The sequence below is a fragment of the Actinomadura sp. NPDC049382 genome (assembly GCF_040677125.1).
In the GTDB taxonomy this organism is placed as follows: Bacteria; Actinomycetota; Actinomycetes; order Streptosporangiales; family Streptosporangiaceae; genus Spirillospora; species Spirillospora geliboluensis.
Genome location: NZ_JBFARO010000009.1, coordinates 105,426 through 122,556, shown reverse-complemented (window position 1 = coordinate 122,556; position 17,131 = coordinate 105,426). Strand labels below are relative to the sequence as shown.

16 protein-coding genes and 1 pseudogene are annotated in these 17,131 nt (G+C 69.1%); 12 read left to right on the top strand and 5 right to left on the bottom strand.

Annotated features, from left to right (window positions below; translation table 11 throughout):
- Positions 1–9: 9 nt before the first annotated feature.
- The 3 genes from AB0K34_RS09000 to AB0K34_RS08990 all read left to right on the top strand — a co-directional run bounded on the left by AB0K34_RS09000 (position 10) and on the right by AB0K34_RS08990 (position 4,005).
- A complete protein-coding gene (locus tag AB0K34_RS09000; protein WP_364546795.1) occupies positions 10–2,043 on the top strand; it encodes a hypothetical protein in 2,034 nt (677 codons plus the stop codon).
- 63 nt (positions 2,044–2,106) lie between these two features.
- Entirely contained in the window at positions 2,107–2,934 is an 828-nt protein-coding gene (locus AB0K34_RS08995) for a maleylpyruvate isomerase family mycothiol-dependent enzyme (protein WP_364546794.1), read from the top strand.
- A gap of 15 nt (positions 2,935–2,949) precedes the next feature.
- Entirely contained in the window at positions 2,950–4,005 is a 1,056-nt protein-coding gene (locus AB0K34_RS08990; protein ID WP_364546791.1) for a Gfo/Idh/MocA family oxidoreductase, read from the top strand.
- Positions 4,006–4,258: 253 nt separating this feature from the next.
- Here the strand turns inward: AB0K34_RS08990 and AB0K34_RS08985 are convergent.
- Positions 4,259–4,657: pseudogene (locus tag AB0K34_RS08985) on the bottom strand (CPBP family glutamic-type intramembrane protease); the annotation flags it as partial.
- 183 nt (positions 4,658–4,840) lie between these two features.
- Between AB0K34_RS08985 and AB0K34_RS08980 the strand changes: the two are divergent.
- Positions 4,841–5,302, top strand: a complete 462-nt coding sequence (locus AB0K34_RS08980) for a TetR family transcriptional regulator C-terminal domain-containing protein (protein WP_364546788.1) — start codon at positions 4,841–4,843, stop codon at positions 5,300–5,302.
- A gap of 285 nt (positions 5,303–5,587) precedes the next feature.
- On the opposite strand, the gene AB0K34_RS08975 is transcribed toward AB0K34_RS08980, so the two are convergent.
- Entirely contained in the window at positions 5,588–6,055 is a 468-nt protein-coding gene (locus tag AB0K34_RS08975) for an NUDIX hydrolase (protein WP_364546785.1), read from the bottom strand.
- A gap of 23 nt (positions 6,056–6,078) precedes the next feature.
- Positions 6,079–7,440, bottom strand: a complete 1,362-nt coding sequence (locus AB0K34_RS08970) for a helix-turn-helix transcriptional regulator (protein WP_364546782.1) — start codon at positions 7,438–7,440, stop codon at positions 6,079–6,081.
- On the opposite strand from AB0K34_RS08970, the gene AB0K34_RS08965 reads away from it, so the two are divergent.
- From AB0K34_RS08965 to AB0K34_RS08930, 8 genes are all read left to right on the top strand, one after another.
- Positions 7,433–8,581, top strand: a complete 1,149-nt coding sequence (locus AB0K34_RS08965) for a glycosyltransferase (RefSeq protein WP_240807580.1) — start codon at positions 7,433–7,435, stop codon at positions 8,579–8,581. The two genes, AB0K34_RS08970 and AB0K34_RS08965, sit on opposite strands and share 8 nt — an antisense overlap.
- The gene (locus AB0K34_RS08960; protein WP_364546779.1) at positions 8,578–9,813 is read left to right on the top strand and encodes a methionine adenosyltransferase; all 1,236 of its coding nucleotides are present in this window, start codon (positions 8,578–8,580) and stop codon (positions 9,811–9,813) included. Before AB0K34_RS08965 ends, AB0K34_RS08960 begins: the two co-directional genes overlap by 4 nt.
- A 17-nt stretch (positions 9,814–9,830) precedes the next feature.
- Entirely contained in the window at positions 9,831–10,730 is a 900-nt protein-coding gene (locus AB0K34_RS08955; RefSeq protein WP_364546776.1) for a sugar phosphate isomerase/epimerase, read from the top strand.
- Positions 10,727–11,842 carry a Gfo/Idh/MocA family oxidoreductase gene (locus AB0K34_RS08950; RefSeq protein WP_364546773.1) on the top strand — a complete coding sequence of 372 codons (1,116 nt, stop codon included), beginning with the start codon at positions 10,727–10,729 and terminating at the stop codon, positions 11,840–11,842. The genes AB0K34_RS08955 and AB0K34_RS08950 overlap by 4 nt, the downstream gene beginning before the upstream one ends.
- On the top strand, positions 11,839–12,867 hold the full coding sequence (locus tag AB0K34_RS08945; RefSeq protein WP_364546770.1) for a Gfo/Idh/MocA family oxidoreductase: 1,029 nt from the start codon (positions 11,839–11,841) through the stop codon (positions 12,865–12,867). The genes AB0K34_RS08950 and AB0K34_RS08945 overlap by 4 nt, the downstream gene beginning before the upstream one ends.
- The gene (locus AB0K34_RS08940) at positions 12,864–13,772 is read left to right on the top strand and encodes a hypothetical protein (protein ID WP_138636566.1); all 909 of its coding nucleotides are present in this window, start codon (positions 12,864–12,866) and stop codon (positions 13,770–13,772) included. Before AB0K34_RS08945 ends, AB0K34_RS08940 begins: the two co-directional genes overlap by 4 nt.
- 77 nt (positions 13,773–13,849) lie before the next feature.
- Positions 13,850–15,394: a carbamoyltransferase C-terminal domain-containing protein gene (locus AB0K34_RS08935; RefSeq protein WP_364546767.1), complete on the top strand. Its 1,545-nt coding sequence runs from the start codon at positions 13,850–13,852 to the stop codon at positions 15,392–15,394.
- A 40-nt stretch (positions 15,395–15,434) separates the two neighbouring features.
- Positions 15,435–15,908 (top strand): NUDIX domain-containing protein, encoded by a 474-nt coding sequence (locus AB0K34_RS08930; RefSeq protein ID WP_205719239.1) that lies wholly within the window; start codon positions 15,435–15,437, stop codon positions 15,906–15,908.
- Positions 15,909–16,016: 108 nt separating this feature from the next.
- Here AB0K34_RS08930 and AB0K34_RS08925 read toward each other — a convergent pair whose 3' ends face one another.
- Together AB0K34_RS08925 and AB0K34_RS08920 are read right to left on the bottom strand one after the other, a co-directional pair.
- Positions 16,017–16,217: a DUF397 domain-containing protein gene (locus AB0K34_RS08925; protein WP_364546763.1), complete on the bottom strand. Its 201-nt coding sequence runs from the start codon at positions 16,215–16,217 to the stop codon at positions 16,017–16,019.
- Positions 16,214–17,023, bottom strand: coding sequence for a helix-turn-helix transcriptional regulator (locus AB0K34_RS08920; RefSeq protein WP_364546760.1), 810 nt, complete (start codon positions 17,021–17,023; stop codon positions 16,214–16,216). The genes AB0K34_RS08925 and AB0K34_RS08920 overlap by 4 nt, the downstream gene beginning before the upstream one ends.
- Between the last annotated feature and the right edge of the window lie 108 nt (positions 17,024–17,131).

The following is a 17,131-nucleotide window of genomic DNA, read 5'->3' as shown; positions in this document are numbered from 1 at the left end:
GCCGCTGCGATGACCGATCCCGGCCCCGACCCGCGGTTCGGGGAGCTGAGCGAGGCCGAACGAGGGCTCCTCGAAGCCGTCGCCACCGGCGCGTGGGCCGACGTCCGAGACGGCGGGACGGACGCCGACCGGCGGGTGCGCGCCGCCCTGCTGGCCGAGTTGCTGACGGGCGAGCGGGCACCGGAGGGACGGCGGCCGAGGGCGTTGAAGCTGCGCGGCGCGCGCATCGCCGGCGCGCTCGACCTGGAGGCGGCCGAGCTGGCGTGCCCGCTGCTGCTGGACGACTGCCGCTTCGACGAGCCGCTCGTCCTCAGTGAGGCGACCGCGCCGTCCGTGCGGCTGCCCGGCTGCCGCGTCCCCGCGCTCATCGCCGACCAACTGCGGACCACCGGAAACCTGGAGCTGAACCGAGGCTTCACGGCTGAGCGGATCCACCTCGCGGGCGCCGACATCGGCGGGACGCTCGATCTGAGCGATGCCGTCCTGCGCGCCCCAGGTACTCCTGCCCTGGCCGCCGATGGGCTTACGGTCGCGCGAGACATGGCCTGCCGGGGCCTCACCGTCCATGGCGAGGTGCACCTGCGCGGAGCCGCGATCGACGGCACCTTGTCCTTGGACGGAGCCCACCTGGACGCGCCTGGTGCCGCCGCGCTGGCCGCCGCCCGCCTCAAGGTCGGCCACGACGCCTTCTGCAGCGACCTGTCCGCGGACGGGGAAGTGAGGCTCCCGGGGGCGCGCATTGGCGGCAGGCTCGATCTGACCCGCGCGCGCCTGGCCAATCCGGGCGCTGCTGCGCTTACCGCCGACCGGCTCGCCGTCGATGACGGTGTGCTGGCCGAGGGCCTGACGTCCGACGGGGAGGTCCGGCTCGCCGGCGCCCGCGTCGGCGGGACGCTGGTCCTGGCAGCCGCCCACCTGTCCAACCCGGGCGCGCGGGCGCTGAACGGCGAAGGGCTCGTCGTCGACCAGGACGTCCACGCGACCGGCGGCTTCCGTGCCGAGGGCGAAATCCAGCTCGTCCGCGCCCGGATCGGCGGCGCGCTGAACCTCGACGACGCCGTCCTCGCCAATCCCGGCGACCAAGCGCTGACCGCCGACGCGCTCACCATCGAGCAGTCCGTGTACGGCCGGCGCTTGTCGGCCGAGGGGGAGGTCCGCCTCGTCGGGGCCAGGATCGGCGGAGTGGCCGACTTCGGCGGAGCGCGGCTCAGCAACCCGGAACGCCGCGCGCTGTACGCGGTGCGGCTCAGCGTCGACGGCGACCTGATGTGCCGCAGAGGGTTCACCGCCGAGGGCGGGCTCCAGCTCTCTGGCGCGCGCGTGGGCGGCCACATCGAACTGACCGACGCCGTCCTCACCAGGCCCCGCCGTCAGGCCCTCGACCTGGGCTTCGCGACGGCGCAGGCGCTCATCCTGCTGCCCCGGCAGGCTCCCGAAGGGCTCATCAACCTCACCGGCACCCAGGTCGGGATCTACGAGGACGACCACCGGACATGGCCCGCCACCCTCCTGCTGCAGGGCTTCACCTACGACACCCTGACCGGCGACGCGGACGTCCGGTCGCGGCTGCGCTGGGCGTCCCGCCACCGCGGCGGCTACACCCCGGAGATCTACGACCAGCTCGCCGCCGCCTACCGGCGCACCGGCCACGAGGAGGCCGCCCGGCGGGTCGCCATCGCCGAGCAGTGGCACCGCCGCACGGTGCTGAGGTCGCCCGGCAAGCTGGCGAACTGGCTGCTGTACCTGACCGTCGGCTACGGCTACCGGACCTGGCTCGCCGCCCTCTGGCTGGCCGGCCTCCTCGTGCTCGGTACCCAGGTCTTCGCCCCCGACCAGATGACGAAGACCGCGACGACCGCGCCGTCCTTCAGCGCCCTCGGCTACACCCTCGACGTGCTGCTGCCCATCGGAGACCTCGGCCAGCAGAAGGCATGGCAGCCCGGCGGCGCCGCCCAGTACTGGTCGTGGGCCTTCATCGCGGCCGGCTGGATCCTGGGCACCGCCGTGGTCGCGGGCCTGACCGGCGTCCTCAAACGCAACTGACGCGGAAGGCCCGCCCGGAAAAGCACAGGAAGGACGGGACCGGCCGTGGGTAGGGTCGCGTTCATGATCTTCGGACCGGCCGTGGACGTCCGTCCCCTGTTCCCGCGCGAGCGGCAGGCCATGCTCGACCTGCTCCGGGCCCTGACCCCGGCCGAGTGGGCCGCGCCGACGGTGTGTCCCGGCTGGGACGTCCATGACGTCGTCGGCCATGTGCTCAACGACTACATGCGCCGCCTGTCGGGCAGCCGCGACGGGTACGGCGGCGCGGTGTTCGCCGATGACGAGACGCTTCCCTCCTACCTGGCGCGCACCAACGACGAGTTCGTCCGGGCGTCCCGGCAGCTCAGCCCGCAGCTGATGATCGAGCTGCTGGACCACCTCGGACCGCAGCTCGACGCCGTGTGGGCGTCCCGCGACCTCCATGCCGCCGCCGACCTGAACGTCTCCTGGGCGGCCGACGACGTCGACAGCCCCGCCTGGCTGGACATCGGCCGCGACTACACCGAGTTCTGGGTCCACCAGCGGCAGGTGCGCGACGCCGTCTCCGCTCCGGGCGCCGTGGAAGCCGACCTCATGGCCCCGGTGCTGGACCTCTTCGCGCGGGGCCTGCCGCACGCCCTGCGCATGCACGACCGTCCCGAAGGCTGCACAGCTCACCTGGAAGTGACCGGCCCGGCGGGCGGACGGTGGACCGTGGCCCGGCAGGACGGGCGATGGCGGATGGCCGAGCCCCACGGCGAGCCGTCCGCGCACGTGTCCATGGACCAGGACGCTTTCTGGCGCCTGGCGACCCGGGGCATCACCGTGGAGCAGGCTCGCGAGCGCTCGACGGCGTCGGGCGACGCCGACCTCACCACAGCCATGACGGCCCTGCTCGCGGTCGTCGCCTAACCCTTGGACGTACGCATGCGCATCGGTGTGATCGGGCTGAGCAGAGGGCTGCACCTGGCGGGCTGGGCCCGGCGGCTCGGCATGGACGTGGTGGCCGCCTGCGACCGCGACGCCGCAAAGCGGGAGGCGGCCCGTCCAGACCTGCCCGGTGCGGTCCTCACCGAGCACTGGGAGGAACTACTGGAGCATCGGCTGGACGGGATCGTCCTGGCCAACGACTTCGACGAGCACGCGCCGCTGGCCATCGCGTTCCTGGAGCGGGACGTGCACGTGCTGTCCGAGTGCGCGGCCTGCGTGAGCGAAGACGAAGGGCGGCGCCTCGTCGCGGCGGCCGAACGGTCGGCGGCCACCTACTCCTTCGCCGAGAACTTCGTCGAGCACCCGCACGTCCGCCTGATCCGGCAGGCCGTCGAAGGCGGGGAGCTGGGCCGGGTCAGCCTGATCGAGGCCGACTACCTGCACGGCATGGCGCCGGAGGCCGTCACCGGGCTCATCGGCGACCCCGCGAGCTGGCGCAGCCGCATCGCCGCGACGGCGTACTGCACGCACACCGTGTCACCGGTGCTGGCCGTCACGGACGCCTGGCCCGTGGAGGTGGCGGCCTTCTCCGCGGACGAGGCCAACCCGCGCGATGCCGTCGTCATGACTGTCCGGCTGTCGACCGGTGCGCTGGCCATCACCCGCCACGGCTTCCTCCAGGGCGAGCCCGACAGCCACTGGAGTTGGTTGTCCGTGCGCGGCACGCGGGCCTTGGCCGAGTCCGTGCGGGCGGCGGGCGAACGCTCGTGGTCCGTCCGCGTCCGCGCAGAGGGCTGGATTAGAGGCACCGCCGCCGCGCACGAAGAGGAGCGGGTGCCGCAGCCCTTCGTCCTGAACGGCCAGGAGGTAGAGCGGCGCGACGAGGGGACGGTACGCATCCTCCAGGGCTTCAAGGCGACCGTGGAGCGCGGTGAGCCCCCGCTGGTCCCGGTTCGGCCCGCAGTGGCCGCCTCCCTGGTCGGCCTCGCCGGCGCGGAGTCCCTGAAGAACGGCTCGCGACCGATGCCGGTCCCGGACTTCTCCCCGGCGTGACGACCGCGCTGAACGAAACCGCTACGCCTCGTCCTGCACCGGGTAACAGAAACCGCCGCTCTTGACGGACAGGACCAGCCGCTACAGAGCGGCCCGTCCGAACAAGAGGACGCGCCCGTCGGTCGTACTCCCGCGGTGACGTGGCAAGCCTCGGACCCGACGCTCCACGGCAGCGCCCATCCGGGCTCGACCAGACCGTGTCGCGATCCTCTCCGAACAGCGTCACGCGGTTGACGGTCAGGAACGTCAGGTGCAGACCGATCGCACTCCACAGCGAGCCCGTGGTGATCCTGGCGGTGAGCAGCGCGGTCCCGAAGAACGTCAGCAGGATCAGGTACGACTCGGCGTCCTCGCCGGGCGGAGCCAGCCCCGGCCGAGCGACCGGCCCCCCGAGCAACGCCGACACAGCCGCCTGAACGACGCCGGCGGCCCCGGGCGTGACCAGAAACAGTGCCAGCGTGCCGAAGAACGCCGCCCTCCGCCGGAACCGCGCGTTGAGGGTGCGGTACGCGGAGCCACGCAGGGTCAGCTCCTCCGGTAGCGCCTCCAACGCCAGCGCGATCACCGCGTTCAACGCGATGTAGGCGACAAGCCGGGGCCAGTCGAGCGCCCCCCAGCGAACCCAGCCCGTGACGGTGCCCAGCCCGAACATCACCGCGGCCGACCCCGCGCTGATCAACACGCCGGAGGTGAACGCGCGCATGCTCTCGGCGCGACCGGTCAGGGGGAGCCGGTCGACGCGGCACCGCAGGAACACGATCAGCGGCACGGCGATGGCGCAGCACACCACGGCGGTCAGCACCTGCCGCCCGGTGCCGTCGAGCGCCAGACGCTCGTGTGCGATGTCACCCATCGCGCCCGCCGCGCCCAGTGCCAGGGCCATCACGAGCATGCCGAGCACGGCCCGTCCGATCACACCGGGGGCGGAGCGCAGGGGGACGGGCTGCTGCTGCCGCTGGACGCCCAGACCCGCACGGCCAACGAGGTATGGGTCGCGTTCCTGTCAAGGTCGCTGGTGGACGCGGGCGCACGCCAACTCAGCGCCGAGGGCGACCGGTACCTGGCCGACCTGTTCCGCACCACCCTGCGCCACCTCGCCGACGCGGGCCACCTCGCCCCCGCCGCCGACGTCGACCTGGAGGCCGACCGCCTGCACGCCCTGTTCGACGGCCTCTGCCTGCAATCCGTCACCGCGCCCGACCGAATGCCTCCCGACCGCGTCCGCGCAATCTACGAACAGCACCTGAGCACCCTGATCCACCCCACCGCGCAGGGGAACGCCCCTAGGGGTTGCTGAATCTCATCAACACGACAGCCCGACGATCAGGGGCGTCGCCCGAACTCATCGACAAACGCTGCCGCTACAGGCGTACGAAACCACCCTCATGCAGGGGCGAGGTTGGTCCGCATGTAGATGTTGTTTTGGGGGGACGGATGGCGAGGTTCGCTGTGGCAGTGAGCGGCCGAAAAAGCGGAAAAGCCCCCTCCGGAGAGGGGGCTTGCTTGCCGGGGGGACGGCCAATAACAAGATCCTTCTCAAACACGCACTCAAGGGGCCGGTGTTCGGTGTCGATCGCAGCGTCTAGTTTTCTTGCCCGTGCTCGAGGTAGCGGGTGGTGCTGTCGTGGTGGGCGGCGTGGGCATGGACGAGGCGGCGGGCCAGGCGGGGGATCGTCAGGTCGTGGATCTGGGTGATGTCGTGGAAGCGGTAGCCGACGAGTTCGTCCGGGTCGAGGCGGATGGCGTTGAGGTGCTCAGGGGTAAGGGTGCCGCCGTCGAAGAGGAAGAGGACCTTGTCGCCTTCGCTGTCGTTCGGGGCCCAGTCGGCGACCAGGAGCCGGCCGATCGGTGGACTGATGCCGAGTTCTTCGGTGACTTCGCGCGCCGCGGCTTGGCGGGGAGTCTCGCCGTGTTCGACGTAGCCGCCGGGGATGTCGCGGTAGTCCTTGTACGAGGGGTCGACCAGCATGACGCGGTCGTGGTCGTCGAAGAAGAGGACACCTGCTGCCGCGCGGGCGCGGGTGAAACTCGCTGCCGGGTCATCAGTCACAGCAGTGAGGGTAGGAGATCGAGCTAGATGATGTTCATGCGGCGGGCGAGATCAGCCAGAGGGCGGCTGCGTCGGCCGGTGGTGGTGTCGCGGAGCTGGTGGACGAGCTGGCGGCTCATGACGTGGGCGTGGACCTGTTCGGCGGCGCGGCGTTCGGCGATGAGGAGTTCGCCAATGGCCTCGTCGATCTTGTTGCGGGCGCGGTAGGCGTTGACGACTTCGAGGCTGTGCCGGACGGCGCGCTCGGCGGGCAGGCCCGCGGTGTCGATCCCTGGGATGAGGTCGAGTGCGGTGGGGACGTCGCCGAGCGCCATGGCGGTGGTGACGCGGTGGATGCGCACGTTGGTGGGGCCGAAGGCGGTCCACAGGTGGTTGGCGTCGGCACCGAGCTCTTCGGCGATCCGTTCGGCACGAGCGAGGTAGTCACTGGCGACGGAGCGGTTGCCGGCTCGGGCGGCTGCGACGGCGCCGGGGAGCAGCAGAGTGCCGTGGATTGACAGCAGTGTGGGTGAGCGGTGCGCGTGCTGGCGTTCGAGGTATCTGGATGCGGTCTGGGCCATGGCGGCGGCTTCGTCGAGGCGGCCTTGGGACTGCAGAGCATGGATGACCGAGCGGAACAGGGATCCGATGACGGTGGGATCGGCGGTGCGTTCGGCCACAGTGAGTCCGCGTTGGGCGGCGATCCAGGCGAGGTCGGTCTCGCCGAGTTTGGTGAGGATCATCGCCGCGGATTGGTTGGCCAGCGCGGCGAGCCGGTCCGCTTCGGGCTGATGCTGAGCCTCTGCCTCTCGGGTGGCGAGGTGGGTTTGGGCGAGCAGTGTCGGCAATCGGCCCAGCATCTGTGCGTAGCGCGATTGCTGGTAGGCGGTCATTACCTCGGCGACGTCCCGGCGAAGGAAGTCCAGGCGAGGCGCCTCTGGCTCCGCGTCCAGGGCGGCCAGCAGCGGCGATAGCTGCCGGTAGTCGGTGAGCGCGGAGCGGACCGGACCGACGTCGAGGGCGGACGGCTCTGCGCGGGGTGGCCTGCTCGGCTGTGGACCGATGATGTCGAAGACCGAGATGCGCAGGGCGTCGGCGAGGGCTCGTATGACCGAGAGCCGGTCCAGTGGTGCGCGGTCGTTCTCGATCTTGCTGAGCCAGTCCTCGGTGCGTCCGACCAGACCGGCCAGGACCTCTTGCGGGATGCCGCGGCGGACGCGGTGCCAGGCCACGCGTTGCCCGGGTGACAGGTCTTGCCAGTGATCGCTCATCACGGATCTCCGCCGAGTGACCCCGGATTTTCCTTCCGGGTGGTGGCCCTTCAGCGGTTCTAACTTCTTGGCGATCGCGCCGCAACAGGTTCGGCCAAGGGCGACTTCGGAGGTGGGCACCGTGACGATGACCATGCTGTGGCCCGCCATCACATCGGTTGGTGATGCTGCCCGCCTGGTGCACACGGCCGGGAAGTACGTCGGCGATGTCCTACGTAAACGAGCGCAGAGATCGTTCAGCCGGCCCCTTGCGGCTCACCGCCCTGAGGGCTCGGTGCCAGAGCTTGCCGACGGTGAGAAGCCGTTGGTGTCGGTGGTCGTCTCGGTGCGCGGGAACGCGAACGCGCTGCAAGGCTTGTTGACCGCACTGGCACAACAGAGCTTCGTCGGAAGCAGGTCTGCCGGCCTCGAAGTAGTCGTCGTGGACAACAGCCAGCGGGGCCATTGCGAGGGCCCCGCGTTGGCGGCCCGCTCGTGGCCGTTCCCTGTGCGGGTGTTCCACGAACCGCGGCCGGGTTTGAGCCGGGGACGCAACCGCGGCATCCAGGCTTCGCGGGGCCGTTACGTGGTGCTGACCGATGCCGACATCCGTCCGCGCCCAGGCTGGCTGCAGGCGCTTGTGGCGGCGGCCGGCCAGCATGACGCCGCAGTCGTGGGCGGTCGGGCGGTGACGTCCTATCCCGAGGGGACGGCGCTCACGATGGGCTGGGTTGCGGCCCGTCCGCTTGCCGAATGCCACGGCCCGCTGGACTGGCCCGAGAAGCCGAGCGACTACGGCTGGCCGTATTGGATCGTCGGCGCGAACCTCCTCGTCAACCGGCACGTATTTGCCCAGCTCGGGCTCCTGCGTACCGACCTGGGGCGTCGCGGTCGGCTGCCACTCGATTGCGAGGACCTGGAGTTCGCCGATCGGGTGTGGCAGGCGGGCCTTCGCGTGGTGATCGAGCCGAAGGCGGTCGTGGACCACCCGGTGGGCCGCGCACAGACACGTCCGGGGTGGTTCGTCCTTCAGGGCGCCTGCCACGGGCTCTGTGTTGCCCGCATGCGCACGACCGTGCGTGTCCCAGCGCCCGCTATCCGTGCGGGGTTCTCCGACATCGTCGACGTCCTGGCGCTGCTTGCAGCTGCCTGGGCCTTCCTGGACGACGTGCAGCTTGTGGTGGCGCTTCGCGACGCCGCCCGGATCTGCACCTATCACCTCGAACGCGTCCGGCTCGTCCTTACCAGCCGGACGCTGCTCCCACTCAGCTCCACCGATCCGGAGGGATGCACATGAACGTGATCATCGGCACCGGCCTGCCGCCCGCCGACCATGCGCTCGAAGTGGTCGAGCGCAAAGGCGCTGGGCACCCCGACACGCTGGCCGATGGCGTGGCCGAAGCTGTCTCGCGAGCCTACAGCCGCTACTGCCTGGACGAGTTCGGCGCGATCCTGCACCACAACGCCGACAAGACCGCGCTGCTCGGCGGCGCCGCAGACGTCCGGTTCGGCCACGGCGAACTGACAGCGCCGATCACCGCGCTGGTCAACGGCCGCTTCACCGCAGCGCTCGGCGACGCCGCCATTCCGGTTGAGGCGATCATTGAGGCGGCGGTCCGCGAGTACCTGGCGGACGCGCTCCCGCGTTTGGACGTCACCCGTGACCTGGTGTTGCGGCCCCGAGTGACCCAGGCGTCCAGCCCGGGCGCGGTGCTGGGCGAGACCGACGCCCAGCAGGCAGGGCGGCGGTTCTGGTTCGCGCCCAGGAGCCTAGACGACCTCGCTGAGCGGACGAGGTTGTTCGCCAACGACACCTCCGCCGGCGTCGGCTACGCACCGTCCGGGATCGCCGAGCAGGTCGCGATCGCCGTCGAGGCGGAGCTGACCGGCTCCCAGCAGGCCTGTCCGCAGCCGTGGCTGGGGACCGACGTCAAGATCATGGTGGTACGGCACGGCAACCAGGTTCATGTGACTGCGTGCGTGCCGCAGATCGCCGAGTACACCCCTGATCTGTCTACCTACGTCGGACGGCGCGCGCGGCTACGCGAGTTGATCGCCGAGATCGCGGAGGAGACCGCCCCGCACTGCGTTATCGAGGCTGCCGTCAACACCCGCGACAACGATGAGCGGCAGGAGCTGTACCTGACGGCGATCGGCTCGTCGCTGGAATCGGGTGACGAGGGCGTGGTCGGCCGCGGCAACCGGACCAACGGAGTGATCTCGATGCTGCGCCCTTGGTCCGCCGAAGGGGTGTCGGGCAAAAACCCCGTCTATCACGTCGGCAAGCTCTACAACCTCGCTGCCCAGCAGGCCGCCGAACGCCTCCACGCCGAAACCGGCCGAACGGTCGCGGTGGCCCTGGTATCGCAGTCCGGCCGCGATCTCGACGACCCATGGCAAACGGTCGTGCAGACCTCCAGCGAGGAGCCGCTGAGCGAACCGCTCGTCCGCAAAGTGATCGCCGAAGTCGTGACCGACCTGGACTCGCTGCGTGCCCGGCTGCTGGTCGGCGACCTCGCGACGGCTTGAGCGGAGGCAGGCCAACCATGCTCATCCACAATGCAGAACCACTCACTTTCCCGGCGTGCCTGAACCCGGCGACCGTGAGCGGCCTTTCGTTCGAGCAGGTCGCTCGGCTGGCCGCCGCTAGCGGGATCACAATGATCGAGGCATCGATCCAGCAGGTCGTGGCGTACGGGCCGACCCGGGCCGCCGACCTGCTCGACGAACTCGGCATCCGGGTCGCAGCCGCGTGCGGACTTCTGCCGGACGGTCCCGTGCTGCCCCATCCGCTTCTCATCAACTCACCCACCTTTGTGCACGCGGTGGACGGTCTGGAGACCCGGCTGGAAGTGTTTGGTGCGATCGGCTGCCGGGTTGCCACGATCGTGCTCAACCCGCGGACCGACCTGGACGGCCCTTTTGCCCACGACCTCGCCGTCGAACGGCTTGGGATGCTCGGTGCTGCCTGCGCGGGGCACGGGCTGACGCTCGCCGTCGAGTTGGTCGGCGTCCAGGCCGGCCTCCCGCCATCCCTGGACGGGCGTAGTCCGTTCATCACCGGCCTACAGGGGCTCGTGCAGCTTCTCGACGCCGTGGGCGGCGGCACTGCGGCGGCACTGGGGGTGTGCGTGGATTCGTTCCACTGGGCGGCGGCCGGCGCCGACTCCGCGCAGCTGACCGGCCTCGTGCCGTCGAGAATCGCGCACGTCCAGGTCGCCGACACGCCCACCACCGTGCCGCCCGAATGCTGGACCGACGAGATGCGGCTGTTCCCCGGCGACGGCGCCCTGCCCTGGCCGAAATTCATCCACGCACTGACCGACGCCGGATACGCCGGGCCGTTGTCGGTTGAGCTGTTCAACCCCTCGCTGCGCCGGCTGCCGGATCACCTGATCGCTCAGCGTGCCCTGAGTGCGGTCACTGACGTTCAGGGCAGGCCATGAAACCCACGCCGGACGGACACCGGGACGCCACTGTGAAGCGGCGGGCGTGGCGGGTCGCGGTGGTCGGATGCGGCGGCGCCGCGTACGGCATTCACCTGCCCGTCCTATCCGCCCTTCCGGCCGTGGAGATCGCGGCCGTCTACGACCGGGAGATCGGACGCGCCGAACAGGCCGTCTCCCAATTCGGGGGTCGAGTGGCTGCGAGCACCGCCGAGCTGATCGAGGGCGCCGATCTGCTCGCCGTACTCACCGGTGTCCACGAACCCTGGATCGAGCTGGCTCTCGCCGTCGGCGTCCATGTGTTCACCGAGAAGCCGGTGAGCCTGGACCTCGACTGCACGCGCCAGCTCCGCCGCCAGGCCGACGCCGCCGGTCTGCTGCTGGAAGTGGGCGTCGTCCGGGCATTCGACAGCGCTGTTGCGGAGCTCAGGCGCGAGCTACCCGAGCACGAGCTTCGAGGCGGCTGGATGGTCAAGGCCGACGGGCACGACGCGGCCGCACGCCGACCCTTTCTCCCACCGGGCGTGTCGCCCTACACCTTCGGCACCGACCGGGAACCGCAGACTCCCGCGGTACTCGGTCCAGCCGGTGGACGCGCCTTGAAGATCTTGCTGTGGCAGGGATACCACCTCCTGACCACCATGGCGCTGACCGTCCCGAACGCCCGGCCTGTCTCCTGCACCCTCAGCCAGGACCGCACCACCGTCCACGGCATCGTCCGTGCGCCGAACGAGGCAACGATCGCGTGCACGATCGGGTCGGCTTCTTCCGGCGTCCACCTCGATCACGTAACGCTCACCGGCTCGGACACGACCCTCACTGCCGAATTCCCGCCCCCATACGGGCCAGCAGATGGAGGAACCTTGTTCGCCCACGGTGCGCGGCGACGACTGCTCCCTGCCCGAGGCGACGACCTCCCCGCACGGCAAATGTGGTCGGCCATCGCCGACCGCCTCACCGCGCATAGCCGACAACGAGCAATTCCCACAGGCACGGGTCACATCGCCGAGGCCGTCGAACAGCTCGCCTACGGCCTGGCCCGCTTCACCACCGTGAACGGACCCGCATCGAGCACCGGAGAGTCCGTCCCCCTGAACTCGGAGCAACCATGAACGACACCAAACCATGGCGTGTGGGGATCGTCGGAGCCGGTCGAATCGTCCGCACCGGGCATCTACCGGCCTACGCCCAAGGCCGTGTCCCAGTCAGGGCGATCTGCAGCCAGACCCGGACTACGGCCACCCACCTGGCCCAGCAGTTCAGAACCGAGTTTCCCGGCCTCCGCGTGCACGACAGCGTGCGGGAGTTGGCCGCCGACCCGGACGTCGAGCTGATCGACATCGCTACCCGGCCCGACGGCCGCCTGGACCTGATCCGCGAGCTACTGCCCTACGGCAAACCGCTCCTGGTGCAGAAGCCGATCGCCTACAACCCCGACGAGGCGAACACCATCGCCCGAGAGGCGGCCGACGCAGGCGTCCAAATCGCGGTCAACCAGAACCTGCGCTGGGCGCCGGCCCATCGTCGGCTCCTCAGCTGGATCCGCGCCGGCGAACTCGGAAACCTGGCTCACCTGGCGCACGTCCACCACTTCAACGAGGACATCGACACCTGGTTCACGCGCCACCCCGGCTACCTGTTTCTCGACCACGGACTGCACTACCTCGATCTCGCACGCCAGATCGCTGGCACAGAGCCGGTCGCCGTCTCCGCCCGAGCTGGCTGCTTTCCCCGCCAGACCGCCCAGTGTCCGCTCTCCTACAGCATCATGCTCGCGTTCGACAGCCCGTTGGTCGCCTCGCTCACCCTGCACAACCAGACACGCGCTCCGCAGGCCTGGTCGAGCTCCTGGTACGTCAACGGAGACAAGGCCGACGCCACTGCTACCTACGCCACCGCAACCCTGCACACCGCCTCCGGCTCCGTCACCCATGCCCCCAGCGGCGAGTGGGTACCCGATGGCGTCCTCGGTGCCTACACCGCCTTCACCGCGGCTTTGGACGACGCAACGCTGCCCGAGCACGACCTGGCGGACCATCTGCGGACGCTCGCCCTGGCTTCCGCCGCGCTCGTATCGGCGAACGACCAAGGTGCCTGGAAGGACGTCCCTCCGACGTATGTGAGGAGCGGGCGATGACAGGACCAACGATCCTCGCGATCGAGGGGCCTCCCGGCGCTGGCAAGACGACACTGCTCGGCGCCCTCGTCCCCGCCCTCCTGGACCGAGCCCTGTTCTTCCCGGAGCCCAACATCAAGGCCCGCCCCGTAGGTTCCACCAGACCGCAGATAACCACCGCGTCCGAAACGCTCTGGTACCTACGGCAGGAGAAGTGCCGCGCCCAGGCCCTACGCCGAACCGGCAGCACGGCGCAGCACGCCGACCCGCTCACGGACGCCCATATGGTCGTGTGCGACCGCAATCACCTGGGGGTCCTGGCCTACACCTGGGCCGCGCGCAGAAGCGACGGCCTCCCCTACGCCAAAGCCGTCGCCTACTACCAGCGACACATCGCCCCGCTCTACACCGAAGCCGACCAGCGAACGGTGATCCTCCAGGTGAGCGCCGGCGCAAGCCTCGAACGCCGCGGCGGCCTCCCAAGCCACCCACGTTGGCGGCAGTGGTACGACCGCGGCCTGCTGGAGCGACTGGCCGAGTTCTACATCGACAAAGCGCCTGCGCTGTGCCCGCACCCGCCACTCATCATCCAGACCGATCCACTCACTCCGGAAACCGTTCTCTCCCTCGTCGCTGAAGAACTCAGCACTCACGGAGCCACTCTTCACGTCACCCCGACCGCCGCTCCACCTCAGCCGGCTGTGGATGACCGATTCACCGATCAGCACGCCGCGCTCGGCGGCACCGCTGCGCTCGGCGAGCCCATCACCGCCGCCTTCGCCTACCGCGGCGGCCTCATGCAGATGTTCCAGCTCGCCAGCCTCTTCCGCTCCGACGGCCACACCCGCCTGTGGGACCCCTACCAGGTCCTCGAATCCCACACCGCCGACCTCCACGAACACCGACTCATGGGAGTGCCCTCATGACCAGCAGCCGCCCATGCGTGCTCGGCATCAACTTCGGCCACGACGGCGGCGCCGCACTCCTCACCCCTGACTGCACGGTGGCCATCGGCGAGGAACGGCTGAACCGCCACCGCTACAGCAACGGATGGCTCAACGCCGTCATGTACTGCCTGCGCGCCACCAACCTCGCTCTGGCCGACGTCGACCTCATCGTCGCCAGCTCCTACGGCCGCACCCCCGCCAAGCCGGCCGACACCGGATTCGACCTCCTCGGCATCCCCCTAGGACGAATCACCACCGTCGACCACCACCTGTCACACGCCTACACCGCCTTCTGCCTCAGCCCCTACCAGCGGGCCACGATCCTGGTCACCGACGGCGGCGGCAACAACACCGACACCGAAACCTTCTACATCGCCGACTCCGACGGCATCAGCCGGCTCGGCGGCAACGACACCGGCCGCCCCAGAGCAGGCGGGATCGGCCCCACCTACGAGGCCTTCACTGAATACCTGGGCTGGTCACCCCAAGAAGCCGGGAAGACGATGGCGCTTGCCTCCTACGGAGATCCACGCACGTACACGGTCCCGCTGTTCGACCTCGACGGCACCCAGGTCCACAGCCGGCTCACCTCCACCCACGCCACCGGCGTCGCCGACCTAGCCGCGCGCACGAACTCCGACTTCGGCCCACCAGACAGCAAGGGACACGACCAGCGAGGCATCAACGCCGCCGCCTACCTCCAACACCACACAGAACAGGTCCTCACCGAACTGGCGGAGAAGCTCATCGCCACAACGGGCATCGGCAACCTCTGCCTCGCCGGCGGCGTCGCCCTGAACTGCGTCGCCAACGACCGCCTCCGCCGCCTACCTTCCGTCACCGGCCTCTTCATCCCGCCGCCGGCGTCCGACCGCGGCCAAGCCCTCGGCTGCGCCCTGTACGGACTGCACCGCCTCACCGGCGAACTCCCACGCTGCCCCTTGACCGACGACTCATTCGGACGCACCTACGACGACTACGACATCGAGCTCGCCCTCAAACGCGACCCACGCTCCGGCCTCGTCGAGCGAACCGTCGCTCCCTTCACCTGGCGGCGCGACGATGACATTGCCGCCACTGCGGCCCAGCTGCTCGCCGACGGCAAACTCATCGGCTGGTTTCAAGGTGGCAGCGAACTCGGGCCCCGCGCGCTCGGCCACCGGTCCATCCTCGCCGACCCTCGCAGCACGCAGGGCCGAGACGCGCTCAACCATCGCATCAAGCACCGCGAGCCCTTCCGTCCGTTCGCCCCGGCGATCCTCGAAGACGATGGCTCCGACTGGTTCGACCTCGACGGCACCCGATCGCCGTTCATGCTTCTCGCCCCGACCGTCCAACCAGAGCACGCCAAGCTCATTCCAGGAGTCGTACACATCGACGGCACCGCACGTGTTCAAACCGTCGATTCGAACGCCAATCAGCGCTTCGCATCCCTGATCGACAACTTCGGGACGATCACCGGAGTGCCCGTCGTACTGAACACCTCCTTCAACGACCGCGAACCCATCGTCGAAACCCCGGCCGACGCCCTAGCCACCTTCCAAGACACCGACCTGGACGCCCTGTGCATCGGCGACTTCCTCGTCGAAAAGCTGCGCTGACCAGCCGTAAGAGGGAGTCGATCGCCGAGGGTCTGCCACCATGGAATCCATGATGGAAGCCCGGACACGCGACGCTGCCCGCGTGATCGTCCTCGACGAGGACGACCGCGTACTCCTCTTGCGCTACGACGAAGGCCACATCTTCTGGGCTGTCCCCGGAGGGGCTCTGGAGCCCGGCGAGACCCACGCCGCCGCGGCCGTCCGGGAGATGCACGAGGAACTCGGCCTTGAGCAAGCCCCCATCGGACCCCAACTCGCCACCCGCACGTCGACTCACCTGGTCATCGGCGAGCAGGTCAAGCAGGTCGAGAAGTACTTCATCGTCCGCGTCCATTCACAGCATGTCCGCCCAGCCGAAGCCACCCAGACCGACAACATCCGCGCCTGGCGGTGGTGGGAGCTGGACGAGCTCACCCATACCGAGCAGACCGTCTACCCGAGCGGCCTTGCCGCTCTCATCGCTCGCTATCTAACGGAAGGAACACCGGTTGATCCGGTCTCGCTTCCGGCTTAGATGTTGTGCTTTCGGGGGACGGATGGCGAGGGTTCGCTATGCCACTGAGCGGCCCGAAAAAGCGGAAAAGCCCCCTCCGGAGAGGGGGCTTGCTTGCCGGGGGGACGGCTAGCGGTCGAGTTCGCCGGCCTTGATGCGGTTGAGCAGCACGGCCATGGTGTCCCGTCCGAACTGGAGGACGGGCCCGCGGGGGTCAGTGCTGTCCCGGACTCCCACGGCAGACGTCAGGTCGGCCAGTTCCACACAAGCACCGCCTTCCTGGGTGCTGTAACTGCTCTTGCGCCACGCGACGCGTGTTGAGGCGTTCACAGGCTCTCCATCACCTCCTGGATCAAAGCTTCAGAGGCTGTGTTGCTCAAGGCCGCATGGTTGAGCATGTCCCACAGCCGTCGAAACTCTTCCACTTTAGAGCTTTGTGTGATCACTTGGCCACTGCTGCCAGCGCCCTCGGAATAACCGACGTCCGGTTCGTCTTCATGGCTGAAGAGAGCAAACCCCCCACCGGGGTATACGGCAGCGTCGTCTGGTACGACCAAGATATTGATGTGAGGCTCGGGGAGAAGCTCCAGTAGCCGCCCGAGTTGTGCCTTGGTCGTCCCCTTGTCGCCGACCACCTTTCGAATCGCGCTCTCCTGCAAGAGGATGACCACCCACGGAGGCTCGTCCCTCCGAAGTATCTCTTGACGGCTCAGTCGAGTGGAAACCGCCTGTTCAAGGGCGCTTGGTCGTTGCCCTGGACGTAGCACTGCCCGCGCGTAGTCCTCAGTTTGGAGCAGACCGGATATGACGACGTGGTCGTACACACGGAGTGCGTCGGCGGTGCTCTCCAGGTCGGCGTAAGGGCGGAAGAAGACGGGGATGCCCTCCTTGGCGGCGAGGGGCTGGAGCTCCTGGAACTGCTCGTCGGTGCCGAAGTGGGCGTCGAGGAGTTCGGCGAGCTGCGGGGACGGGGCCTGGGCGGCGGTCTCGACCTTCGAGATCGTGTCGTGGGAGTAGCCGACCGCCTCCGCGAGCTGGGCTTGGGAAAGTCCGGCTTTGTCCCGAAACTTGCGGAGCTTTGCCCCGAAAAGTGCGGCCGTTGACTCGGTCGGATCGAGTCGCTTCCGATTCACCATGAGTTGACCTCCGGAAGTATCGAGTTGGGTAAAGCTCGTCCCACTTCCGACTATAACCAGAAGCTCCCACGATGTGTAGCGGATTGCACACATCGAGTGATGGGAGTG